Annotated in this window: 18 protein-coding genes; 10 read left to right on the top strand and 8 right to left on the bottom strand. The window is 73.8% G+C overall.

Annotated features, from left to right (window positions below):
- Positions 1-87 precede the first annotated feature (87 nt).
- The 4 genes from MCM47_RS19015 to MCM47_RS19000 are packed head-to-tail and all read right to left on the bottom strand — an operon-like array spanning position 88 to position 4,245.
- Positions 88-1,074 carry an AAA family ATPase gene (locus MCM47_RS19015; protein ID WP_374209174.1) on the bottom strand — a complete coding sequence of 329 codons (987 nt, stop codon included), beginning with the start codon at positions 1,072-1,074 and terminating at the stop codon, positions 88-90.
- Positions 1,075-1,100: 26 nt separating this feature from the next.
- Complete coding sequence (locus MCM47_RS19010) at positions 1,101-2,384, bottom strand: DUF4350 domain-containing protein (protein WP_238862842.1); 1,284 nt, start codon at positions 2,382-2,384, stop codon at positions 1,101-1,103.
- Positions 2,381-3,052, bottom strand: coding sequence for a DUF4129 domain-containing protein (locus tag MCM47_RS19005; RefSeq protein WP_238862841.1), 672 nt, complete (start codon positions 3,050-3,052; stop codon positions 2,381-2,383). The genes MCM47_RS19010 and MCM47_RS19005 overlap by 4 nt, the downstream gene beginning before the upstream one ends.
- 5 nt (positions 3,053-3,057) lie before the next feature.
- Positions 3,058-4,245, bottom strand: a complete 1,188-nt coding sequence (locus tag MCM47_RS19000) for a hypothetical protein (RefSeq protein ID WP_238862840.1) — start codon at positions 4,243-4,245, stop codon at positions 3,058-3,060.
- Between the two features lie 287 nt (positions 4,246-4,532).
- Between MCM47_RS19000 and mtrA the strand changes: the two genes are divergently transcribed.
- Genes mtrA through MCM47_RS43315 form a run of 3 tightly spaced genes read left to right on the top strand, consistent with a single transcriptional unit; the run spans position 4,533 to position 9,199 of the window.
- A complete protein-coding gene (mtrA, locus tag MCM47_RS18995) occupies positions 4,533-5,210 on the top strand; it encodes an MtrAB system response regulator MtrA (protein ID WP_030061806.1) in 678 nt (225 codons plus the stop codon).
- Between the two features lie 4 nt (positions 5,211-5,214).
- A complete protein-coding gene (gene mtrB / locus MCM47_RS18990) occupies positions 5,215-7,365 on the top strand; it encodes an MtrAB system histidine kinase MtrB (protein WP_238862839.1) in 2,151 nt (716 codons plus the stop codon).
- A complete protein-coding gene (locus MCM47_RS43315) occupies positions 7,343-9,199 on the top strand; it encodes an LpqB family beta-propeller domain-containing protein (protein WP_238862838.1) in 1,857 nt (618 codons plus the stop codon). The genes mtrB and MCM47_RS43315 overlap by 23 nt, the downstream gene beginning before the upstream one ends.
- Before the next feature lie 35 nt (positions 9,200-9,234).
- On the opposite strand, the gene MCM47_RS18980 is transcribed toward MCM47_RS43315, so the two are convergent.
- The gene (locus tag MCM47_RS18980) at positions 9,235-9,966 is read right to left on the bottom strand and encodes a ComF family protein (protein WP_238862837.1); all 732 of its coding nucleotides are present in this window, start codon (positions 9,964-9,966) and stop codon (positions 9,235-9,237) included.
- Between the two features lie 369 nt (positions 9,967-10,335).
- On the opposite strand from MCM47_RS18980, the gene hpf reads away from it, so the two are divergent.
- Positions 10,336-11,028 carry a ribosome hibernation-promoting factor, HPF/YfiA family gene (hpf, locus tag MCM47_RS18975; RefSeq protein WP_238862836.1) on the top strand — a complete coding sequence of 231 codons (693 nt, stop codon included), beginning with the start codon at positions 10,336-10,338 and terminating at the stop codon, positions 11,026-11,028.
- A gap of 175 nt (positions 11,029-11,203) precedes the next feature.
- Complete coding sequence (locus MCM47_RS18970) at positions 11,204-11,962, top strand: response regulator transcription factor (protein WP_238862835.1); 759 nt, start codon at positions 11,204-11,206, stop codon at positions 11,960-11,962.
- 83 nt (positions 11,963-12,045) lie between these two features.
- Here the strand turns inward: MCM47_RS18970 and MCM47_RS18965 are convergent, their stop codons facing one another.
- Both MCM47_RS18965 and MCM47_RS18960 read right to left on the bottom strand, forming a co-directional pair.
- A complete protein-coding gene (locus MCM47_RS18965; protein ID WP_238862834.1) occupies positions 12,046-13,245 on the bottom strand; it encodes a winged helix-turn-helix domain-containing protein in 1,200 nt (399 codons plus the stop codon).
- Positions 13,246-13,361: 116 nt separating this feature from the next.
- Positions 13,362-14,000: a GNAT family N-acetyltransferase gene (locus MCM47_RS18960; RefSeq protein ID WP_238862833.1), complete on the bottom strand. Its 639-nt coding sequence runs from the start codon at positions 13,998-14,000 to the stop codon at positions 13,362-13,364.
- 251 nt (positions 14,001-14,251) lie between these two features.
- On the opposite strand from MCM47_RS18960, the gene secA reads away from it, so the two are divergent.
- Positions 14,252-17,014 carry a preprotein translocase subunit SecA gene (gene secA / locus MCM47_RS18955; protein ID WP_238862832.1) on the top strand — a complete coding sequence of 921 codons (2,763 nt, stop codon included), beginning with the start codon at positions 14,252-14,254 and terminating at the stop codon, positions 17,012-17,014.
- 185 nt (positions 17,015-17,199) lie between these two features.
- Here secA and MCM47_RS43310 read toward each other — a convergent pair whose 3' ends face one another.
- Positions 17,200-17,712 (bottom strand): Rv3235 family protein, encoded by a 513-nt coding sequence (locus tag MCM47_RS43310; protein ID WP_238862831.1) that lies wholly within the window; start codon positions 17,710-17,712, stop codon positions 17,200-17,202.
- Between the two features lie 364 nt (positions 17,713-18,076).
- On the opposite strand from MCM47_RS43310, the gene MCM47_RS18945 reads away from it, so the two are divergent.
- From MCM47_RS18945 to pruA, 4 genes are all read left to right on the top strand, one after another.
- Positions 18,077-19,204, top strand: a complete 1,128-nt coding sequence (locus MCM47_RS18945; RefSeq protein WP_238862830.1) for a patatin-like phospholipase family protein — start codon at positions 18,077-18,079, stop codon at positions 19,202-19,204.
- 187 nt (positions 19,205-19,391) lie between these two features.
- Positions 19,392-19,901 (top strand): hypothetical protein, encoded by a 510-nt coding sequence (locus MCM47_RS18940; protein ID WP_238862829.1) that lies wholly within the window; start codon positions 19,392-19,394, stop codon positions 19,899-19,901.
- A gap of 74 nt (positions 19,902-19,975) precedes the next feature.
- Positions 19,976-20,632, top strand: a complete 657-nt coding sequence (locus tag MCM47_RS18935) for an HAD family hydrolase (protein WP_374209164.1) — start codon at positions 19,976-19,978, stop codon at positions 20,630-20,632.
- A 238-nt stretch (positions 20,633-20,870) separates the two neighbouring features.
- Positions 20,871-22,496, top strand: coding sequence for an L-glutamate gamma-semialdehyde dehydrogenase (gene pruA / locus MCM47_RS18930; protein ID WP_238863029.1), 1,626 nt, complete (start codon positions 20,871-20,873; stop codon positions 22,494-22,496).
- Positions 22,497-22,736: the final 240 nt, after the last annotated feature.

Here is a 22,736-nt window from a genome sequence, read left to right as displayed (position 1 = left end):
CTCCTTCGTCGAAGCGGGGTCGTCAGGTGGGGGAGTCGTCGGAACCGGGGCGGGCGGGCGTCGCACGCCCGCCCCGGACCGTGCGGCTCAGCGCGGGGCGGGCGTCTGGGCGAGGACGGCCTGGATGACGGAGTCGGCGGTGACGCCCTCCATCTCCGCCTCGGCGCGCAGCGCGACGCGGTGGCGCAGGGTGGGCAGGGCGAGCGCCTTGACGTCGTCCGGGGTGACGTAGTCGCGGCCGGCCAGCCAGGCCCAGGCGCGGGAGGCGCCCAGCAGCGCGGTGGCGCCGCGCGGGGAGACGCCGATGGAGAGCGAGGGGGACTGCCGGGTGGCCCGGCAGAGGTCGACGATGTAGGCGAGGACCTCGGGCGAGACGGTGAGCCCGGCGATCTGCTCGCGGGCGGCGGCGATGTGCTCGGGGCCGGCCACCGGGCGGACGCCGGCGGCGCCGAGGTCGCGCGGGTCGAAGCCGGCGGCGTGCCGGGCGAGGACCTGGAACTCCTGGTCGCGGTCGGGCAGCGGCAGGATCAGCTTCAGCAGGAAGCGGTCGAGCTGGGCCTCGGGCAGCGGGTAGGTGCCCTCGTGCTCGACCGGGTTCTGCGTCGCGGCGACGAGGAACGGGACGGGCAGCGGGCGGGGCTCGCCGTCGACGGTGACCTGGCGCTCCTCCATGGCCTCCAGCAGGGCGGCCTGGGTCTTCGGCGGGGTGCGGTTGATCTCGTCGGCGAGCAGCAGGTTGGTGAAGACCGGGCCGGGCTGGAAGGAGAACTCGGCGGTGCGGGCGTCGTAGACGAGGGAGCCGGTGACGTCGCCGGGCATCAGGTCGGGGGTGAACTGGATGCGCTTGGTCTCCAGGCTGAGCGCGGTGGAGAGGGTGCGGATCAGCAGGGTCTTCGCGACGCCGGGGACGCCTTCGAGCAGCACGTGGCCGCCGCAGAGCAGGGCCACGACGAGGCCGGTGACGGCGGCGTCCTGGCCGACCACGGCCTTGGCGATCTCGGCGCGCAGGGCGGTGAGTGCCTGGCGCGGGTCGCTGGTGGTGCCGGGGGTGGCGGGCGCCGTGCCGGGGGTGATGCGGAGCTGGGCGGTGGCCTGTTCGGTCACGGCTTCCGTACCTGCCTTTCGAGGGCGTCGAGGTCGTCGGCGAGCCGCAGCAGGGCGGCGTCGTCGGTCGGGGGCGGGCCGTACAGGAGGGCCTGGACGTCACCGGCGGGGCGGTCGGGGAGGCGGTCGAGGACGGCCGCGCAGAGCGCGGTGGGGTCGGGGACGCCGGCGTCGAGCGGGACGCCCAGGGCCGGGGCGAGGCGGTGCGCGGCGGCGCGGCGCAGCGCGTCGGCGGCGCGGCCGCGGGCCTTGGCCCGGCGGTAGAGGCGGGCGCGGCCCTCGGTGGTCTCGGCCGCCCGGACCACCACGGGGAGGTTCTCGCTGATGACGGGGCCGAGCCGGCGGGCGCGCCAGAAGGCGGCGAACAGGACGGCGACGGCGAGCTGGTAGCCACCCCAGCGCCAGCCGTCGGGGACGAAGTCGCCGAGCTCCTTCCGGTTCCCGCTCTCGGCGAGCAGGGTGCCGTAGTCGGGCAGCTGCCAGGTGACGCTGGGCCGGGAGCCGAGCAGGCCGAGCGCGAGCGAGGCGTTGCCGTCCTTCTTGACCAGCTCGTTGGTGAGGAAGTCGCCGCTGCCGAGGACGACGACCTCGGCGTCCTTACCGGTCCGGAGGGTGACCAGCGGGTAGCCGTGGCCGCGCGGGTAGCAGCCCTCGCCGTGGCTGCCGGCGGTGTAGAGCAGGCCGCCGAGGTGGGCGGTGCCGGCCCGGACGGCCTCGGGGAGCGAGCACTGGGCGGCGGTGCTGCGGACGGCCGCGTAGGGGGCGCCGCCGCCCTCGTCGGAGGGTCGGACGCCGGGGACCAGGGCGCTGAGCGCGGCCGGGCCGGGGGAGAGCAGGACCAGCCGGGTGTGCTTGGCGGCGGCGAGGGTGCGCAGCTGCTCGGGGGTGAGCAGGTCGGGCTCGGGGATGACGAGGGTGTCGTTGCCGGTGGGATGGCCGGTGAGGTCCTCGGTGATGTCGACCTTGAGACCCTCGCGCTGGAGCAGGGCGACCACGGCGTGGGTGCCGGTGGCGTCGTAGGAGCGCGGGTCGAGCCTGGGGTAGCGGCGGTCCTGGTTCAGGCCGGCCAGCACGGTGGCGGCGAGCAGGAGCAGCGCGGCGCTGAGCAGGTACCAGCGGGAGCGGTGCCAGAGGCTGCGGCCGGTGGGAGCGAGGCTGGTGGGAGCGGGGCCGGCGCTGTTCGGGCCCTGCGGCGGGGGGCCGGCCGGTGCGGCCTGGGCCGACGGGGAAGCGGCGGCTGCCGGCTGAGGCGGCAGGGCCGGTCCGGGGGTGCTGGTCATGCCGCTCCTCCCGGCGCCGCGGCGAGGGCCGGGCGGGCGCGTTCGAGGGCCTGGTCGAGGTCGCGGAGCAGCTGGTAGGCGGCCTGGTCGGCGGTGCGGTCGCCGTAGGCGATGTCGTCGAAGGTGCGGGCGGCCGCGGTGAGGGCGGCGGCGTGCTCGGGCAGCGAGCGGCCGGCTTCGGCGGCGGCCTCGTCGGCGGTGCGACCGGGGCGGGTGTCGAGCAGGGTGCGCTCCTCCAGGGCCCGGACCAGGGCGCGCATCCGCTCGCGGACGGCCTCGGCCCACTCGCCGGCGGCGGCGTGGCGCTCGGCGTCGGCCCGGTACTGGGCGGCGGTGCGCGGTCCGGCGGTGCCGAAGACGTCGAGGGTGGTGCGGACGGCCCGGCGGGGGGCGCCGAGCCGCCACCAGAGGCCGGCGCCGACGAGGAGGGCGACCACCAGGAAGACGATCAGCCCGGTGGTTCCGCTGGTGCCGTCGCCGGCGATGGCGTCCAGCGCGTCGTTGATCCGGTCCATGATCCAGTCGTAGACCCGCTCCTGGAGGCTCGGGTCATGGCGGTGGTAGTCCGCCTTGAGCAGCTCGTCGCGGGCGGCGTCGCGGGCCGGGTCGCGAGGCACGGTGATCGGCGCACCGCCGGTCGCCCGCGGAAGGTCCCCCCAGTTCGGCATCCGGTTCAGAGCCTCGCCGCGCTGGGGTCGCTCTGGCCGCTCCAGCCGGTGGCGCCGTACTCGGACAGGCCCGCGGCGCGGGCCAGCTCGATGTCCAGCGCCTCGCGCCGGATCCGCTGGTCGACGTAGAGGAGCACGCCGATGGCGGCGGTGAACGGGATGGTGATCGTGGCGGAGATGACGCCGGCGATGGCGGTGGTGATCAGCATCGCGGCCGGCAGGGTGGCGGGGTCGCCGTTGTCGACCTGGCCGGCGAGGTCGTCGAAGCCGAGCACGAGGCCGACGACGGTGAACGGCACGCTGATCATCCCGGCGACGATGGCGGCCATCAGCTGGCTGAGCAGGTTGATGCCGAACAGTCGCCACCAGGAGCCGCGGACCAGGCGGCGGGAGCGGGAGAGGGCGGTCAGGATGCCCTGCTTCTCCAGCATCAGCGCGGGCGCGGCCAGGCTGAGCTGGATCCAGAGCCAGAGGGCGACCGGGAGGCTGAGCAGGCCGACCACGACGAGCAGCGCCGCGATCACGGGCTCGTGCGCGCCCGAGAGCAGGTAGCCGATCAGCGGGGTGAAGCCCAGCAGGACGACGCCGGCGCCGATCAGGCCGGTGAGCAGGGTCAGGCCGGTGAGCTGCAGCATCCGGGGGCGGGCGTCGCGCCAGGCGTCCCGGACGGTGGCGTTCTGCCCGAGGATGGCGCGGCTGACGACCATGGTCAGCAGGGCGGTGGCGACGACGCCGAGGAGCATCGTGAGCGGCAGGCTGACCAGCGCGCCCAGGATCGGGGTGAGGTCGCCGGTGTCGCCGTTCACGGCGAACTGGGTGCCGGTGACGGCGGCCTGGTGGACCACGGCGACGCCGAGCGAGAGGCCGAGCGTGGTGCGCCAGTGCTTGCGGATGGTGGAGACGGCTCCGTCCAGGAGCTCGCCGAGGCCGAGCGGGCGCAGCGGGATGACACCGGGCTTGGGGCTGGCCGGGACGCCCCAGCCGTACGGGCCGGGTCCGCCGTGGGGGAACTGCCCGCCGGGGCCGGGCTGCGGGCCGCCGTGGCCGGCGCTCCAGCCGGGCGGCGGGACGGGCACGCCCTGGGGTGGTACCGACTGCCCGGGCACGGCGGCGGGCGTGTCGGCCGGGGGCCGGAGCTCGTCGCGGGGCGGCTCGGACGAGCTGGGCGAGGCCCAGCCCGGAGTGTCGGTCATCACTGCTCCTCGGAGGGCGTCAGGGTTTCGCGGCGCCTGGTGGATCTTCATCCGGGCGCAGCGCCCATCGTGCCATGGTGGTCGGACGGGCCCCAGGGGTATCCGGTTGCTGTACGGCAACGGGGGCGTGCGCGGTGGCCGCGGGGTGGCTCCCGGGCGGCCGGGCGGCGGCGGGCGGCGGTCATTCGCCCGGTATGGCCGGAATTCGCCGGGTGGCTTGTTGGCCGTTCTGGAGCAATGGGACTGCTGTGCGGCAGGTCACAATCCGGTAATGAGAAGATGGACGCATGAAGGGACGCGTCCTCGTCGTTGATGACGACTCCGCACTGGCCGAGATGCTCGGCATCGTGCTGCGTGGTGAGGGTTTTGAGCCGTTTTTCGTCGCGGATGGGGACAAGGCGCTAGCCGCGTTCCGGGAGACCAAGCCCGACCTGGTGCTGCTGGACCTCATGCTGCCCGGTCGGGACGGCATCGACGTCTGCCGGCAGATCCGGGCGGAGTCGGGCATCCCGATCGTCATGCTGACCGCCAAGACGGACACCGTGGACGTCGTGGTCGGCCTGGAATCGGGTGCCGACGACTACGTCACCAAGCCGTTCAAGCCCAAGGAGCTGGTGGCCCGGGTGCGCGCGCGGCTGCGCCGTGCCGAGGAGCCGACGCCCGAGCAGCTGACCATCGGCGATCTGGTGATCGACGTGGCCGGCCACTCGGTGAAGCGGGACGGCCGGGGCATCCCGCTGACCCCGCTGGAGTTCGACCTGCTGGTCGCGCTGGCCCGCAAGCCCTGGCAGGTGTTCACCCGCGAGGTGCTGCTGGAGCAGGTCTGGGGCTACCGCCACGCGGCGGACACCCGCCTGGTCAACGTGCACGTCCAGCGTCTCCGCTCGAAGATCGAGAAGGACCCGGAGCGTCCCGAGATCGTCGTGACCGTCCGCGGCGTCGGCTACAAGGCCGGGCCCAGCTGACGTGATGTACCGGGCTGACGAGACCCCGTCGGGTACCGCGACCGGCGGGGGCGCCGCCGTGCGCGGGGACGTGCTGAGTTCGACCACGCGCAGCCGCCGCCGGCGCGGGCCGCGCTCCCTCTTCGCGGTGGTCGCCCGTCAGCTGCGCTGGCCGGTCCAGCGGGTGGTGGCCCTGTACCGCCGCTCGATCCAGCTGCGGGTGGTCGCGGCCACGCTGATGCTCTCCGTCGTGGTGGTGCTGGTCCTGGGCGTAGTCGTGGTGGCCCAGGTCCGCAACGGCCTGCTGGACACGAAGAAGGATTCGGCGCGCAACCAGGCCAAGTCCGGTTTCCTGACCGAGCTGAAGAAGATCGACGAGGCGAAGGACCTGCGCCTCAAGGTGGGTGCGACCGCGGACCCGTCCACCGAGGAGATCGGCACCTGGCTGCTGAAGCAGGTCGGCGACCTCGCGGCCGGGGGGCAGGGCGTCTACTCGGTGATCGCGACGCTGCCCGGCAGCGGCCAGACGGTCACGCCCGAGCAGACCGGCCTCGGGCCGCGCTACTCCGGCGACATCCTGCCGAACAGCATCCCGGAGAGCCTGCGGGCCAAGGTCTCCTCCGGGACCGGGATCTTCGACCAGCCGACCGTGATCCACCGCGCCGCCGAGAGCGGCGGGCGGACCGAGCCCGGCCTCGCCATCGGCACGCAGTTCTCCGGCCCGACCGGTGCGCCCTACCAGCTGTACTACGTCTTCTCCTTCGGCCAGGAGACCAACACCCTCGGCCTGGTCACCGGGACGCTGGCCACCGCCGGCGTGTTCGTGGTGATCATGATGGGCGGCATCGCCTGGCTGGTGGTGCGCCAGGTGGTCACCCCGGTCCGGATGGCCGCCGGGATCTCCGAGCGGCTGGCCGCCGGGCACCTGGAGGAGCGGATGAAGGTCACCGGGACGGACGACATCGCCCGCCTCGGCGAGTCCTTCAACCGGATGGGCAACGCGCTGCAGGCCCAGATCCGCCAGCTGGAGGAGCTGTCCCGGGTGCAGCGGCGCTTCGTCTCGGACGTCTCGCACGAGCTGCGCACCCCGCTGACGACGGTGCGGATGGCCGCGGACCTGATCTACGACAGCCGCGAGGACCTCGACCCGATGGCCGGCCGCTCGGCCGAGCTGCTCCAGGGCCAGCTGGACCGCTTCGAGTCGCTGCTCGCCGACCTGCTGGAGATCAGCCGCTTCGACGCCGGCGCCGCGATCCTGGACGCCGAGCCGGTCGACCTGCGCGACATCGTCGGCCGGGTGGTCGAGGCCGCCGATCCGCTGGCCCAGGCCAAGGGCAGCGCAGTGGTGATCCGCGGCGACGGCGAGCCGGTGGTGGCCGAGGTCGACTCCCGCCGGATCGAGCGCATCCTGCGCAACCTGGTGGTCAACGCGCTGGAGCACGGCGAGGGCCGCGACGTCGTGGTCCGGCTGGGTTCGGCCGACGGCGCGGTCGCGGTCGGCGTGCGCGACTACGGCATCGGGCTCAAGCCCGGCGAGGCCTCCCGCGTCTTCCACCGCTTCTGGCGGGCCGACCCCTCCCGGGTGCGGACCACCGGCGGCACCGGACTCGGCCTCTCCATCGCGGTGGAGGACGCGCACCTGCACGGCGGCTGGCTGCAGGCCTGGGGCGAGCCCGGCGGCGGCTCGCACTTCCGGCTCACCCTGCCGCGCACCCGCGGCGGCGAGATCAGCCGCGCGCCGTTCCGGCTGGAGCCGGAGGACTCGCGCAACAACCGGGGCCTCGGCACGTACGGGGCCCCCTACCGCCGGGCGATCCGCCCGGCCGGCGCCACCGCGCTGACCGCCACCGAGGACGCCGTCCCGGAGACCCCGGAGGCCTCCGGCAACGGCTTCGGGAGCGGGCTCGGCGGTGTCCTGAGCATCGGCCCGGGCCTGGGCAACCCCCGGCTGCCGGAGGGGCCGCGCTCCGACCCCTCGGACGTGCGGACCGCGGGCGCCGGGTACGGTGCCACGGGTGCCCAGGTCATGGTGGACCCGACGCCCGGGCGGCCGTCGGTGGCACAGCGGACGGCCGGGCCGGACGAGACGGGAGGGCCCGGGGCGGCGGAGGCCGCGGTCGGCACGGGCGGGACGGAGATGGAGGGGTCGCAGCGTGCGAAGGACCAGCAGGACTGAGCCGCGGCTGGCCGCGGCGGCCGGCGCGGTGGTGGGCACCCTGCTGGTGGGCGGCTGCGCCGCGATGCCGGACTCCGGCGGCATCGGCAAGGTCGAGCTCTCGCAGGGGACGGCCGACCGGAACCTCCAGGTCAGGGTGTTCCCGGTGGGGCCGGCCAAGGGCGCCAAGCCGGGCGACCTGCTGGCCGGCTTCCTGGACGCGCTGACCTCGGACGAGAGCTACGACACGGCTCGCCAGTACCTCACCGCCGAGGCGGGGATGCGCTGGAAGCCGGACGCCGGCATCAAGGTGCTCGCGGCCAACCCCGCGGTGCAGCCAGGCCAGACCGTGACGGACGCCGACACGGCCTTCGCGATCCGCGCCTCCAGCCGGGTCGTCGCCGAGGTCGACGACAAGCACGCCTACCGGTTCGCGGACGGCCAGCGGGACGTCGCGCTCCCGTTCTCCTTCGTCCGGGAGAAGGGCGGCGAGTGGCGGATATCCGAGCTGCCCGACGGCGTGGTCATCAACGAGACCAACTTCCGCAACAGCTACCGCCAGGTGGACCGCTTCTTCTACGCCAAGCAGGACCCCTCCGCGGCCGCCGCCCCGGAGGTGCTGATCGCCGACCCGATCTACCTGCGCCGCCGGACGGACCCGCTGACCTCGGCCGCCCGTGCGGTGGTCGCCGGCCCGTCCGACTGGCTCTCCCCGGTGGCCCAGACCGCCTTCCCGACCGGCAGCACCGTCGAGCAGGTGAGCGTGGACGAGAGCCGCACCGCCCGCGTGGTGCTCAGCGGCGTCGACCTCGGCAGCACCATGCTCTGCCGGCGGATGGCGACCCAGCTCTTCTACACCCTCGCCGACCAGGGCAAGGGGCAGGTCGAGCGGCTGGACCTGAAGGGCCCGCGCGGAGCCGGCTGCCAGGCGAGCCGCACCGACGTGCCGTTCACCGGCCCCGGCGCGCTGGTCGGGCCGTCCGCCGGCCAGCAGTACCTCCAGCGCGCCGAGGACGGCGTGCTGATGGAGGTCCACGACACCGAGGGCAGCACCGTCCGCGGCCCGCTCGGCAAGCCGCAGCCCGGTAAGCAGCCGCTCGGCACCATCGCGGTGGCCCGGGACGGCGCCCGCGCCGCGGCGATCGGGGCCAACGGTCACCAGCTCTACACCGTCGGGCTCTCGGACAACGTGCGGACGATGCCCGAACCGCTGCTCACCACCCCGGTGCGCGCCGGGGACAGGGCCGAGGACGGCCTGGCCTCGCCCAGCTGGGACGGCCGCGGCGACCTCTGGGTGGTCGACCGCGACCCGCAGAACCGCCGGGTGCTGATGGTGCGCGGCGACAAGCCCGTCACCGTGCCGGTCGAGGGCCTGGACGGGAACACCGTGCAGGACCTCAAGATCTCCTCCGACGGCGTCCGGGTCGCCCTGGTGCTCAAGGACGTGCGGGGCACCCGCTCGCTCTGGCTGGGCCTGGTGGTCCACGGTGGCAGCAAGGACGCGCCGACCGCGCAGGTGGTCGGGCTGCGCCCGGCCGCGCCGCTGCTCACCGAGGTCGCCTCGGTGTCCTGGGCGGAGGCGGACCAACTGCTGGTGCTGGGCAAGGAGAACGGCCGCCTGCCGCAGCTGCACTACATGAGCACCGACGGCTCGCAGAACAGCGAGGCCCCGCTGCAGGGCGGCGAGGGGATGTCCTCGGCGGAGGCGTCCGAGGCGCGCGGCGACGTCCTGCAGGAGGTCAAGCCGGTGCTGGCGCGGCAGGCCGCGGACGGCAAGGTGTACCGGCTGGTGAACAGTCAGTGGCGGGAGGTCAACCCGACCTTCCGGGCGTCCGCCTTCGTCTACCCGGGCTGAGGGCCGCCGAGGTGCCACCCGGGCCGGACCGCCGTCTACCCGGGCCGAGGTCCTCGGCGCGGGACGGCGGCCGCGACGGTGGCGGCCGCCTTCGGGGCGAGCCCGGCGGCGGTCAGGGCCCGCGCGGCCTCGGCCAGGCTGGCGCCGGTGGTCACCAGGTCGTCCACCAGTACCGGTTGACGCCCCTTCAACCGGCAGTCCGCCCGCGGCAGCACGGTGAGTGCGCCGTGCAGGTTGCGCCGCCGCTCGGCGGCGGAGAGCCCGGCCTGGTCCGCGACCGGGCGGGTGTGCCGCAGCAGGGACGCCGAACGGGCGTCCAGCCCCGACCGGCGCAGGGACCGGGCGGCCGCGTCGGCCAGCCGCAGCGTCGGGTCGTGGCCGCGGGCACGGACGGCGGCCGGGGCGGAGGGCATCGGGACCAGCAGCAGCGGCGCCAGCCCGGCGCGCGGCCCGAGCGAGGAGCGCACGGCCCTGGCGAGCGCGTCACCCAGCGGGCCGGCCAGCCGCAGGGCCCCTCTTTCCTTGTGGGCGAGCAGCAGTTGGCGCACCGGATCGGCGTAGGGGGCGGCGGCGTGCGCCCAGGGCAGCGCGGTGGGCCCGGGCTGGGCGGTGGCCAGCGCACCGCGGCAGACGGAGCAGAGCTGGGTGCGCTCGATGCCGCAGCCGGCGCAGCGGGCCGGCAGCAGCACGTCCAGGAGGCCGGCCAGTGCGTGCGCGAACGGGCCCTGGGCGGTCTGTGGACGGGTGGGCGTGGAGGTGGGCGGCACGGCTGCTCCTGGCGGCTGCAGGCACGGAGAGTGAGCAAAGGATGCGCCGTACGAGGGGTGTTGTCCAGGTATCTACCCATGTTTCACTCGCTGGAGGGTAGACAGGGTGCAACAGCTTGACGGGTCAGGCCACAGCATCGGGTCATACCCACTTATCCGCCTGGGGAGGCGAAAACCCCCTGTGAGGTGTTCGATGAGGCTCCAGGGGGTTTCAACCGTCCCTGATGGGGAGGAAGTGAGGTGAGGGCCAGTCGCTTCCGCCGTTCGCGGTGGAGCGGGGGGCCGGCAGTGGATTGGCTGGTCCAGCTGGGTCTCAGCCCGATCCGGTAGCACCCGGATCGGCGTCAGCACGAGGGATCGGAGTTCTGCGTGGACATCGTCGTCAAGGGCCGCAAGACCGAGGTGCCCAAGAGGTTCCGGGATCACGTGGCCGAGAAGCTGGAGAAGGTCCAGAAGTTCGACACCAAGGCGATCAGCCTCGATGTCGAGGTGTCCAAGGAACACAACCCGCGGCAGGCCGACCGGTCGGACCGCGTGGAGATCACTCTCCGTACCCGTGGCCCGGTGATCCGGGCCGAGGCCGCCGCCGGCGACCCGTACGCGGCGCTCGACCTGGCCTCGGCGAAGCTCGACGCGCAGCTGCGCAAGTCCGCAGACCGGCGCCGGGTCCACAAGGGCGGCAACGGCCGCACCCCCATCAGCGTCGCCGAGGCGACCGCGGCCCTGGCCGCGCTACCCGAGACGTCGGAGCCCGAGGGTGTGACCAACGGGGCCGTCCGCAAGACCATGATGGGTTCCCTGGAAGTGGAGGGCGAAGGCCCGCTGGTGGTCCGGGAGAAGACCCACCCGGCCGCCCCGATGGCGCTCGACCAGGCGCTCTACGAGATGGAGCTGGTCGGCCACGACTTCTACCTCTTCGTGGAGAAGGACAGCGGCCTGCCGAGCGTCGTCTACCGCCGGCACGGCTACAACTACGGCGTCATCCACCTGAAGGCCGACGGTTCGGCCATGGGGGGTGGCGGCGCAGGCGGTGCGATCGGCGGGGCCGACGACGAGGACTGACCGTTCGAACAGTGTGGAAGAGGTGACCCCGGTGGCGGCTGCCGCCGGGGTCACCGGCGTTCCGGGGCGCTCCCGGGGTCACCCGATGCGGGGCGATCGGCGTCGGAGGGTGACCGCGCGGTCTCCCGGCCGTGGAATGATTGGCGCACGACTACCGGCGACGGGGGAGGAGCGGATGGGGGATCACTTCGGGCTTGGGCCCGCCAAGGGGCCTGTCGCGGGGGTGACGACCGGGCCCGGGGGGGAGCCCGAGTACGCCCTGCACCGGGGGGAGCCGATCCGCGTCCTGGTGGTCGACGACCACGCGCTGTTCCGCCGCGGGCTGGAGATCGTGCTCGCGGAGGAGGAGGACATCAAGGTCATCGGCGAGGCCGGGGACGGCGCCGAGGCCGTGCTCAAGGCCGCCGACCTGCTGCCCGACATCATCCTGATGGACGTCCGGATGCCCCGCCGCAGCGGGATCGAGGCCTGCACCGCGATCAAGGACGTGGTGCCCAGCGCCAAGATCATCATGCTGACGATAAGCGACGAGGAGGCCGACCTCTACGAGGCGATCAAGGCGGGGGCCACCGGCTACCTGCTCAAGGAGATCTCCACCGACGAGGTCGCCACGGCCATCCGGGCCGTCGCCGACGGGCAGTCCCAGATCAGCCCGTCGATGGCCTCCAAGCTGCTCACCGAGTTCAAGTCGATGATCCAGCGCCGCTCCGACGACCGGGAGCTGGTGCCGGCGCCCCGGCTGACCGACCGGGAGCTGGAGGTGCTGAAGCTGGTGGCCACCGGGATGAACAACCGGGAGATCGCCAAGGAGCTGTTCATCAGCGAGAACACCGTGAAGAACCACGTGCGCAACATCCTGGAGAAGCTGCAACTGCACTCCAGGATGGAGGCCGTGGTCTACGCGATGCGGGAGAAGATCCTCGAAATAGGGTGACGGCGGTGCGCGGTGCGCGGTGCCCGGTGCGCGGTGCGCGGTGCCCGGTGCGCGGTGCGCGGTGCCCGCGTGTCGGCCCGGACTCAGCTGTCGAGCAGCTTCTCCAGGGCCGGGCGAAGCGACTCGTCCTGCAGGGCCTCGACCCGCACCGCGTCGCAGCCCACCCACGCGGCCGCCTCGCGCAGGGCGGCGGCCAACGCCTCGACGTGCCGCGCGGCGTCCAGCGAGACCTGACGCGCCACCAGGGTCCGTCCCTCACGTGCCGGATCGACCCGGCCGACCAGCCGGCCGCCGGCCAGCAGCGGCATCGCGAAGTAGCCGTGCACCCGCTTGTGCTTGGGCGTGTAGGCCTCCAGCTTGTGCAACATGCCGAAGATCCGCTCGGTGCGCGGGCGGTCCCAGATCAGCGAGTCGAACGGCGAGAGCAGCGTGGTGCGGTGGCGACCGCGCGGAGCGGCGGCGAGTGCCGCGGGGTCGGCCCAGGCGGCGGCGGTGGAACCGGCCGGGCCCCACCCGGCGACCTCCACCGGGACGAGCCCGGAGTCGGCGACCACGGCGTCCACCTGCTCGGGGCGCAGCCGGTGGTAGTCGAGCAGGTCGGCCCGGGTGGCCACGCCGAGCGCGGCGCCGGACTGGGCGACCAGGGTGCGCAGGCACTCCTCGTCGGTCGGCTCCGCGTGGAACAGCTCTGCGGGGACGGTCTGTTCGGCCAGGGCGTAGACGCGCTTCCAGCCGCGGCGCTCGGCACAGACCACGTCGCCGAAGGCCAGCGCCCGCTCCACCGCGATCTTGGTGTCGGACCAGTCCCACCAGTCCGCCGTCTTCTTGGCGCCGCCCAGCTCGGTGGAGGTGAGCGGACCGTCGGCGCGCAGCCGGGCCAGCACCCCCTGGTACGTGGCCTCGTCCACCTGCTGGCCCCAGACGTGGTTGCGCTCGCGGTACCGCCGGCGGCGGAAGGCGAACAGCGGCCACTCCTCGACCGGCAGGATGCAGGCCGCGTGCGACCAGTACTCGAACGTGGTGCCCGCGCTCCAGTACGCCGCCTCGACGGCCGGTCGGCCGACCGCGCCGAGCCGCGCGTACGGGACCAGCTCGTGCGAGCGGGCCAGCACCGAGATGGTGTCGAGCTGGACGGAGCCGAGCTGCCGCAGCATCGCGCGCACTCCGCCCCGGCGGTCCGGCGCGCCGAGCAGGCCCTGGGCGCGCAGGGCGATGCGGCGGGCCTCGTCGGCGCTCAGGGTCGCGACGGGGGAGGGGCTCGGAGCGGCGGGCATGGCGGTCATACCGGCGAGCGTAGACCGAGGGTACGACAACGAGGGGTCCGGAGGGCGGCCCCGCCGGGCCCGGCGGGGCCGCCCTCCGGACCCCGGGGGCGCCGGGTACCGGCGACCCGGGCGCCTCAGCCGGCGGACTCGGTGCGGTCGGCGGAGTCGGCACGGCCGCCGAGGTCGCCCAGGTCGGTGGCGAGCAGCGCGCCGATCCAGGCGTCGTGGAACCGGCCGCGCTGCTCGGCGTAGGAGCGCAGGGTGCCCTCCATGCGGAAGCCGACCCGCTCGGCGACCGCCCGGGAGGGTTCGTTGCCGACGTAGGCCACCCACTCCAGCCGGCGCAGGCCCAGCTCGGTGAGACCGTAGCGGGCCACTGCGCGGGCGGCCTCGACGGTGTACCCGCGGCCGCGGTGCTCCTTGGTCGCCCACCAGCCGATCTCGGCGGTGCCGGCGCGGCCGGGGTTGTGGGTCAGGCCCTGGGTGCCGACCAGGGCGCCGCTCTCGCGCTCGAACACGCACCAGACGAGGGCGTCGCCGGTGCGCCAGCCGTTGGCGGCGAGGTCGTGGACGAAGAACTCCGCGTCCTCGCGCCGGTACGGCACCGGGACGACCGTCCAGCGCTGGATCTCCTCGTCCTGGCAGGCCCGGTGGACCGCCTCGACGTCGGACCCCTGCGGAGCCCGCAGCACGAGGCGCTCGGTGGTGAGGGTGACCGGGCCGGTGCTCGGCCGGCCGGGCCGCTGGTCCTGCTGTTCCGTGGTCTCTCCCATACACGGATTATTCAGTGCAGAGAGGAATTCGAGCATTCGATTAACCACCGTTACCGCCCAACTGCCCGGGAAGCTGACCGATTTGCCCCGGTGGGCGGCGCTATCGTGGCATGTGCTCGCACGAGTGACACGGGAATAGCGTGCTGACGCACCTCCCGGGGTGTTGGACTCCTCGCATACGATGGCCCGTGCGGTGGGGTGGACCCGCCGTGCAGTCGTCCAGTGCCAATACAGGCAAGGAGCCCGCTCAAGTGTCCGTCTTCGACAAGATCCTGCGCGCCGGCGAAGGCAAGATCCTTCGCAAGCTGCAGCGGATTGCTGCCCAGGTCAACTCCATCGAAGAGGACTTCGTCAACCTCACCGACGCCGAGCTGCGCGCGCTGACCGACGAGTACAAGCAGCGGCTCGCCGACGGCGAGACCCTGGACGACATCCTCCCCGAGGCGTTCGCCACCGTGCGCGAGGCCGCCAAGCGCGTGCTCGGCCAGCGCCACTACGACGTCCAGCTCATGGGCGGCGCCGCCCTGCACCTCGGCTACGTCGCCGAGATGCGCACCGGTGAGGGCAAGACCCTGGTCGGCACCCTGCCCGCGTACCTCAACGCGCTCACCGGCAAGGGCGTGCACCTGATCACCGTCAACGACTACCTCGCCGAGCGCGACTCGGAGTGGATGGGCCGGGTGCACCGCTTCCTCGGCCTCGAAGTCGGCGTGATCCTCGCCAACATGACGCCCGCCGAGCGCAAGCGCCAGTACGGGATGGACATCACGTACGGCACCAACAACGAGTTCGGCTTCGACTACCTGCGCGACAACATGGCCTGGTCGAAGGACGAACTCGTCCAGCGCGGCCACAACTTCGCGGTGGTCGACGAGGTCGACTCGATCCTCATCGACGAGGCCCGCACCCCGCTGATCATCTCCGGCCCGGCCGACCAGGCGACCAAGTGGTACGCCGACTTCGCCAAGCTGGTGCAGCGCCTGAAGATCGACCGCGACTACGAGGTCGACGAGAAGAAGCGCACCGTCGGCGTGCTGGAGGAGGGTGTCAGCCGGGTCGAGGACTACCTCGGCATCGACAACCTCTACGAGTCGGTGAACACCCCGCTGGTCGGCTTCCTGAACAACGCCATCAAGGCGAAGGAGCTGTTCAAGCGGGACAAGGACTACGTCGTGATGAACGGCGAGGTCATGATCGTCGACGAGCACACCGGCCGCATCCTGGCCGGGCGCCGCTACAACGAGGGCATGCACCAGGCGATCGAGGCCAAGGAGGGGGTGGAGGTCCAGAACGAGAACCAGACGCTGGCCACCATCACCCTGCAGAACTTCTTCCGCCTCTACGACAAGCTGGCCGGTATGACCGGTACCGGCACCACCGAGGCGGCCGAGTTCCACCAGATCTACAAGCTCGGCGTGGTGCCGATCCCGACCAACAAGACGCCGCTGCGCATCGACCAGCCCGACCTGATCTACAAGTCGGAGCCGGCCAAGTTCGCCGCCGTGGTCGAGGACATCGCCGAGAAGCACGAGAAGGGCCAGCCGGTGCTGGTCGGCACCGTGTCGGTCGAGAAGTCCGAGTACCTGTCGCAGGAGCTGCGCAAGCGCGGGATCCCGCACGAGGTGCTGAACGCCAAGCACCACGAGCGCGAGGCGCAGATCGTCGCGCAGGCCGGCCGCAAGGGCGCCGTCACCGTCGCCACCAACATGGCGGGCCGCGGCACGGACATCATGCTCGGCGGCAACGCCGACCACCTGGCGGCGGCCGAGCTGGCCCAGCGCGGGCTCACCCCGGTGGACAACCCGGAGGAGTACGAGGCCGCGTTCCCGGCCGCGCTGGAGAAGGCCAAGGCGTCCGTGAAGGCGGAGCAGGACGAGGTCAAGGCGGCCGGCGGCCTCTACGTCCTCGGCACCGAGCGCCACGAGTCGCGCCGGATCGACAACCAGCTGCGCGGCCGCTCCGGCCGCCAGGGCGACCCGGGCGAGTCCCGCTTCTACCTGTCGCTCGGCGACGACCTGATGCGCCTGTTCAAGGCCGGCATGGTCGAGCGCGTCCTCTCCATGGCCAACGTGCCCGAGGACGTGCCGATCGAGTCCAAGATGGTCACCCGCGCCATCGCCTCGGCGCAGACCCAGGTCGAGCAGCAGAACTTCGAGATCCGCAAGAACGTCCTCAAGTACGACGAGGTGCTGAACCGCCAGCGCGAGGTCATCTACGGCGAGCGCCGCCGCGTGCTGGAGGGCGAGGACCTGCAGGAGCAGGTCGGCCACTTCATGGACGACACCGTCGAGGCCTACGTCAAGGCGGCCACCGGCGAGGGCTTCGAGGACGACTGGGACCTGGAGAAGCTCTGGGCCGCCCTCAAGCAGCTCTACCCGCTCACGCTGGACCTGGAGGAGCTGGAGGAGGAGGCCGGCGGTGCCGCCGGTCTGACCCCGGAGTTCCTCACCAAGGTCATCCAGGAGGACATCCAGGCGCAGTACGGTGCCCGCGAGGACCAGCTCGGTGCGGAGATCATGCGCGAGCTGGAGCGCCGCGTCGTCCTCTCGGTGCTGGACCGCCGCTGGCGCGAGCACCTCTACGAGATGGACTACCTCCAGGAGGGCATCGGTCTGCGGGCCATGGCGCAGCGCGACCCGCTGGTCGAGTACCAGCGCGAGGGCTTCGACATGTTCACCGCGATGATGGAGGGCATCAAGGAGGAGTCCGTCGGCTACCTGTTCAACCTGGAGGTCCAGGTCGAGCAGCAGGTCGAGGAGGTCCCGGTCGAGGACACCGAGGTGATGCTCGACAAGCTGGAGAAGGACGCCGCCCGCCCGGAGATCAAGGCCAAGGGCCTGGAGGCCCCGAAGCCGCAGCGGCTGCACTACACGGCCCCCTCGGAGGAGGTCGGCGGCGGTGTGGTCGAGGGCGAGTTCGACGACTACGTGCCGGAGGACGAGGGCGACGGGATGACCCGTGCCGAGCGCCGCAAGGCCGCCAAGTCGGCCAAGGGCCGCCGCCGCAAGGGCTGATCCGCGGCCGGGCCGACCGGTCCGCCGCCACGCAGGGCGCCGCTCCCGTACGGGGGTGGCGCCCTGCGCCGCTCTGCGGGCGGTGCGGGCAGGCCGGGCCGCAACGGGGCGGGCGGGCGTAGGCCGCGCGACGGCGGGGCGGCCGCGCCCGGCCCGGCGCGGGGCGGCCTGCGCCGCGGTGGCGCTCACCGGGCCTCCACCGCGGTGCACTGCCACTGCCCGGCGGGCCCGCGCAGCTCCAGCCGGAACGCCACCATGTGGTGCCGGCTGCCGAGGTCGACCCGGACGCAGGCCTCGACCGCGCCCGGGGAGGGCGACCGGTCGTGCACCGGCCCGAGCCGCGGCCGCGCGGCACCGCCGCGCCGCAGCGCCCCCGTGCGGACCAGTGAGGCGAGTTGGCCGTAGCCGTCCAGCGAGGTGTGGCGCATCAGCTGGCCGGACGGCCGGACGCCGACGAGCACCTCGACGAGCTGGTGGGCGAAGCGGGTGGTCAGCCCGGCCCGCAGCCCCGGGTCGGTGGCGGCGGTGCCGGGGGCGGTGTCGGCGGCGGTGGCACAGGCGGCCCGGGGGTGGCGCGGCTGCCGTCCGACCGCCGGCGGCCGGCAGGGCTGGACACCGGGGTGCGGGTGGCGCGACGGGCGGGACCGGTACGGGCGAGTGCCGTCGTGCGGGACGGCGGACGGGTGCGAGGTGGTCACGGCTGCTCCTCGGTGAGGTCGTGCGACTACGGACGGACCTTTGCTAGCCGGGCCCCGCGCAGGCCGGCAACCGTCTTGTGGGGTGCTCTCCGAGGGCCCTGAGGTTCACCTATCCGGATGAACCGGCCAGGGCGGTGGCGGGGCGCCGCAGCGCCGGCAGGGCGCTCGGTTGACGAGCGGGCGCGGGCGGGAGGGCCCGAAAGAGGACGGTCCGGCTCCCCCGTCCGCCGTCGCGGCCGCCGCGGGCGGCGTTGCGCCGTCGACCGCTCGGCGCGCACGATCGGATCCGGACCGCAAACCACCGCCGGACGGACCACGACGCCCGGCACGGCGAGAATCGCCCCGACGACGACAGGCGGCCGGCATGACGACACGGGCATCGCAGCCCCCGTCCGCGGGGGCCGGAGCGGCGGCGCAGTCGCCGGCGCGTGCAGCGCACGCGCGGCCGGCGGAGACCGGGGCCGCACCGCCGGACGCCGCCCCCAGGCGCGGCCTGGTCCTGGGCGGCGGCGGGATGCTCGGCGCGGCCTGGACCGTCGGTGCGCTGTGCGCCGTCGAGGAGGCGACCGGCCGGCGCCCGGACGGCGCCGAGGTGCTGCTCGGCACGTCGGCGGGCGCGATCCTGGCCGCGCTGCTGGCGGGTGGCGTCGGCGCCGACCAGCTCCGCGACCACCAGCGCGGCCTGCCCGTGACCGCCGGCCCGCTGGCCGGGCTGGAGTTCGACTACGACACCGCGGTCGGCGGCGCCCTGCCGCCGCGCCCGCGCGTCGGGATCGGCTCGCCGGGTCTGCTGCGGGACGCCGTCCGGCACCCGCGCGCCCACCCGTTGCTGACCACGGTCTCCGCGATGGCGCCGCACGGCCGCGGCTCGCTGGCCACGGTCGGCGAGCTGGTGCGGGGCCTGCACGGACCGGGCGGCTGGCCGGACGCCTCGCCGCTGCGGGTGGCCGCGGTGGACTACCGCACCGGCCACCGCGTGGTCTTCGGCGACCGGGGTGCGCCGCCCGCGGCGATCGCGGATGCCGTGATGGCCTCCTGCGCGATCCCGGGCTGGTTCACCCCGGTCCGCGTGCACGGCTCCGCGTACGTCGACGGCGGCTGCTGGTCGGCCACCAACGCCGACCTCATGATCGGCCGGGGCCTGGACGAGGTCTTCGTGCTCGCCCCGATGGCCCTGCGGTTGCCGCCCCGCGAGCGTGACGAGACCGGCAGCCGGGGCACCCTGGCCGCGCTGCGCGAGTGGCACGCCGCCCGGGACCGGCCCCGCGGGGTGCTCGCCCAGCTGGTCGGCGGCTACCGCCGGGCGGTGACCCGACAGCTGATGCGCGAGGCCGCGCTGCTGCGGGCGAGCGGCGTCCGGGTCCACCTGCTCGCGCCGACGCCCGCCGACCTCGCGGTGATGGGCCCCAATCTGATGGATCCGGCCCGGCGTGCCGCGGTGCTGGAGAGCTCGCTGCGCACCAGCCGGGCCGCCCTGGACGGCGTCCGCTGACGGGGTTCGGGGGCGGCCCGGCCCGGACCGGGGCCGTGCCCCGGCGGCGTACGGCGTACGGCGAACGGTCGCACGCCCGGCGCGCACGGCGCGGGTATGCGCCGAACGGTGATCACGAGCGCCCTCGTGCGGCTTATTCTTGGGGCGCTGGAAGCTGTGCCGCTGGACGAACCGGAGAGTGCCACCGATGCGCGTGTACGTGCCCACCACCCTGACCGGCCTGGCGGCGGCGCACCCGGGCGGCGCCCTGGACCAGACCGCGGCGTACGCCGTCACCCCCGCCCTGCGCGAGTGGTACGTCAGCGACGACATCGAGGAGCTGGAGTACGCGGCGCTCAACCGGGCCGCCCAGTCCTCGCTGCGGCTGCTGGCCACCGACCCGCAGGCGCCGCGCCGCCGGGTCGTGGTGGCCCTGGACGTCGCGGACTCCGCGGTGAAGCCGTTCCCCGGCGACGAGTACCAGGACCAGGCCTCGCTCGGCCGCGTGGTGCTGGCCGGCCCGGTGCCGCTGGCCAAGGCGGCGGCCGTGCACGCGGACGTCTCCGACCCGGACGTGGTCGCGGACGTCGCGGCGGCGGTCGAGGCGGTCGCCCGGGCGGACGCGGGTGACCAGGACGCCCAGTTCACCGTGGACGGCGCCGAGGACCACGAGCTGCTCTGGTTCGCCACCCAGGAGATCCCCGCGCTGCTGGCCTGAGCCGCGGCCCCGGCCCGCGGCGGGGTGAGCCCCGTCCTACCGGTCGGGTGACGGACGGGGTTACCGTTCCCTCCGTGCGCACTCATATCGTCTGGGACTGGAACGGGACGCTCTTCCACGACATGGAGGCGGTGCTCGGAGCGAGCAACGCCGCGTTCGCGACCATCGGCATCGGGCCGATGACCTTGCAGGAGTACCGGGAGCAGTACGAGATCCCGATCCCCCGCTTCTACCAGCGGCTGCTCGGCCGGCTGCCCTCCGAGGCCGAGTGGCTGCTCCTGGACGACGCCTTCCACGAGCGCTACCGGGAGCTGAGCGCGGCCTGCGGGCTGACCGACGGAGTGCTGGAGCTGCTGGCCGGCTGGCGGGCGGCCGGCCACAGCCAGTCGCTGCTGTCGATGTACGAGCACGAGAAGCTGGTGCCGGTCGTCGACGGCTTCGGGCTGACCGGCCACTTCCTGCGGGTCGACGGGCGCAGCGGCCCGTCCGGCGGGCAGAAGGCGGAGCACCTCACCCGGCACCTGGCCGCGCTCGGCGAGCACGTGGACCCGGCCCGGACGGTGCTGATCGGCGACGCCGCGGACGACGCGCTGGCGGCGCTGCACGCGGGCGCGCACGCCGTGCTGTACACCGGCGGCTCGCACACCCGGGAGAAGCTGGAGCCGGTCGGTGTGCCGGTGGTGGACAGCCTGGCCGAGGCGGTCGAGCTGGCGGGGCGGATCGCCGGCTGAGCCGTAGTGCCCGGGAGCGCCCGGCAGCGCCCGGCCCCAGCCTTCAGGGCCCGGCAGGGAGCCCGTCAGCGCCCCGCCGGGCCGCTGCCGGGCCCCTTGCCGCGGCGGCGCGGACCGGTCGACGTGGCGCGGGCCACGTCCACCGGTGGCGTGTCTGAGCGGGCGAACCGGCCCTTCCCTCGTCAGGCTGGATTGACGCCAGCCCACCCCGGCGAGGAGAGCGAGAGCCGCGATGCCCATCGACGCAGTCACCCAGGTCCCGACCCCGGGCAACGAGCCGGTGCGGGGCTACGCGCCCGGTAGCCCGGAGCGGGCCCGGCTGGTGCGCCGGCTGGACGAGCTGGCGGCCGAGCAGATCCCGCTGCCGATGACCATCGGCGGCGAGCAGCGCTTCGGCGGCGGCGAGCGGATCGACGTCGTCCAGCCGCACCACCACGCGGCCAAGCTCGGTGTCCTCGGCAACGCCACCCGGGAGGACGCCCGGGCGGCGGTGGACGCGGCGCTGGCGGCCGGGCGGGAGTGGCGCTCGCTCTCCTTCGACGACCGGGCCGCGGTCTTCCTGCGCGCTGCCGACCTGCTCGCCGGGCCCTGGCGCGAGACGCTGAACGCGGCCACCATGCTCGGTCAGTCCAAGACGGTGCAGCAGGCCGAGATCGACGCCGCCTGCGAGCTGATCGACTTCTGGCGGTTCAACGTCGACTTCGCCCGGCGGATCCTGGCCGACCAGCCGGTCTCCTCGCCGGGGGTGTGGAACCGGATGGACCACCGCCCGCTGGAGGGCTTCGTCTACGCGATCACCCCGTTCAACTTCACCGCCATCGCCGGCAACCTGCCGACGGCGCCCGCGCTGATGGGCAACACCGTGGTCTGGAAGCCCGCGCCGACCCAGACGCTGGCCGCGCACCACCTGATGCGGCTGCTGGAGGCGGCCGGCCTGCCGCCCGGCGTGATCAACCTGGTGACCGGCGACGGGCTGCAGCTCTCCGCGGTGGCGCTCGCCGACCCGGCCCTGGCCGGGCTGCACTTCACCGGTTCCACCGCCACCTTCCAGTCGCTCTGGCAGACCGTCGGCGCCAACATCGCCGGCTACCGGACGTACCCGCGGATCGTCGGCGAGACCGGCGGCAAGGACTTCCTGCTGGCCCACCGCTCGGCCGACCCGGACATCCTGCGGACCGCCCTGGTCCGCGGCGCCTTCGAGTACCAGGGCCAGAAGTGCTCGGCGCTCTCCCGTGCCTACCTGCCGCGCAGCGTGTGGCAGCGGATCAAGGACGACTTCCTGGCCGAGGTGGACGCGCTGGCCGTCGGGGACGTCACCGACTTCTCGAACTTTATGGGCGCGCTGATCGACCGGCGGGCCTTCGAGAAGAACCGGGACGCGATCGACCGCGCGAAGAGCGACCCGACGGTGGAGCTGGCGGCCGGCGGCCAGTACGACGACGCGATCGGCTGGTTCGTCCGCCCGACCGTGCTGGTCTCCTCCGACCACCGCAACGAGATGTTCCGGACCGAGTACTTCGGGCCCATCCTCGCCGTGCACGTCTACGAGGACTCGCGCTGGGAGGACGTGCTCGGCCGGGTCGACGGCGGGGCGCCCTACGGGCTGACCGGGTCGGTGATCGCCCAGGACCGGTACGCGATCGCCCAGGCGGTGGAGGCACTGCGGTTCACCGCGGGCAACTTCTACATCAACGACAAGCCGACCGGCGCGGTGGTCGGCCAGCAGCCGTTCGGCGGCGGCCGGGCCTCGGGCACCAACGACAAGGCCGGCGCGGCGCAGAACCTGCTCCGCTGGACCTCCGCCCGCTCGATCAAGGAGACCTTCGTCCCGCCGACCTCGTACGGCTACCCGCACATGGGGTGACCGGCCCGGCGGGGGGCGGGGCGTTGCCGCTGGTGGCGAAGCCGACGGCGAACATGACCGGCGGGTTTGGACACGGTGTCCAGGACGGACGGATCTTCCTGCAGGATTGTGCCTCCCTGTCCCCTGACACCTTGGATTCCTCCGGTTAGGCTGGCTGGCGTCGTCGGGTGGCTGCAGGCCGAATGTCTCGTCCTACCCGCTGAAGAGGCATTTCATGCGTGCCATGGAAGTCTTTCAGTC

It is taken from the genome of Kitasatospora sp. A2-31, from assembly GCF_022288725.1.
Classification (GTDB): Bacteria; Actinomycetota; Actinomycetes; order Streptomycetales; family Streptomycetaceae; genus Kitasatospora.
This window is presented reverse-complemented; position numbering and strand designations above follow the sequence as displayed.

Bases quoted from the DNA above. Each gene is read 5' to 3' on its own strand.
- MCM47_RS19000 (WP_238862840.1), bottom strand. From the start codon at position 4,245: ATGACCGACACTCCGGGCTGGGCCTCGCCCAGCTCGTCCGAGCCGCCC.
- MCM47_RS18960 (WP_238862833.1), bottom strand. From the start codon at position 14,000: ATGGGAGAGACCACGGAACAGCAGGACCAGCGGCCCGGCCGGCCGAGC.
- MCM47_RS18965 (WP_238862834.1), bottom strand. From the start codon at position 13,245: ATGACCGCCATGCCCGCCGCTCCGAGCCCCTCCCCCGTCGCGACCCTG.
- MCM47_RS18970 (WP_238862835.1), top strand. From the start codon at position 11,204: ATGGGGGATCACTTCGGGCTTGGGCCCGCCAAGGGGCCTGTCGCGGGG.
- MCM47_RS18940 (WP_238862829.1), top strand. From the start codon at position 19,392: ATGCGCGTGTACGTGCCCACCACCCTGACCGGCCTGGCGGCGGCGCAC.
- mtrA (WP_030061806.1), top strand. From the start codon at position 4,533: ATGAAGGGACGCGTCCTCGTCGTTGATGACGACTCCGCACTGGCCGAG.
- MCM47_RS19005 (WP_238862841.1), bottom strand. From the start codon at position 3,052: ATGCCGAACTGGGGGGACCTTCCGCGGGCGACCGGCGGTGCGCCGATC.
- MCM47_RS18945 (WP_238862830.1), top strand. From the start codon at position 18,077: ATGACGACACGGGCATCGCAGCCCCCGTCCGCGGGGGCCGGAGCGGCG.
- MCM47_RS19010 (WP_238862842.1), bottom strand. From the start codon at position 2,384: ATGACCAGCACCCCCGGACCGGCCCTGCCGCCTCAGCCGGCAGCCGCC.
- mtrB (WP_238862839.1), top strand. From the start codon at position 5,215: ATGTACCGGGCTGACGAGACCCCGTCGGGTACCGCGACCGGCGGGGGC.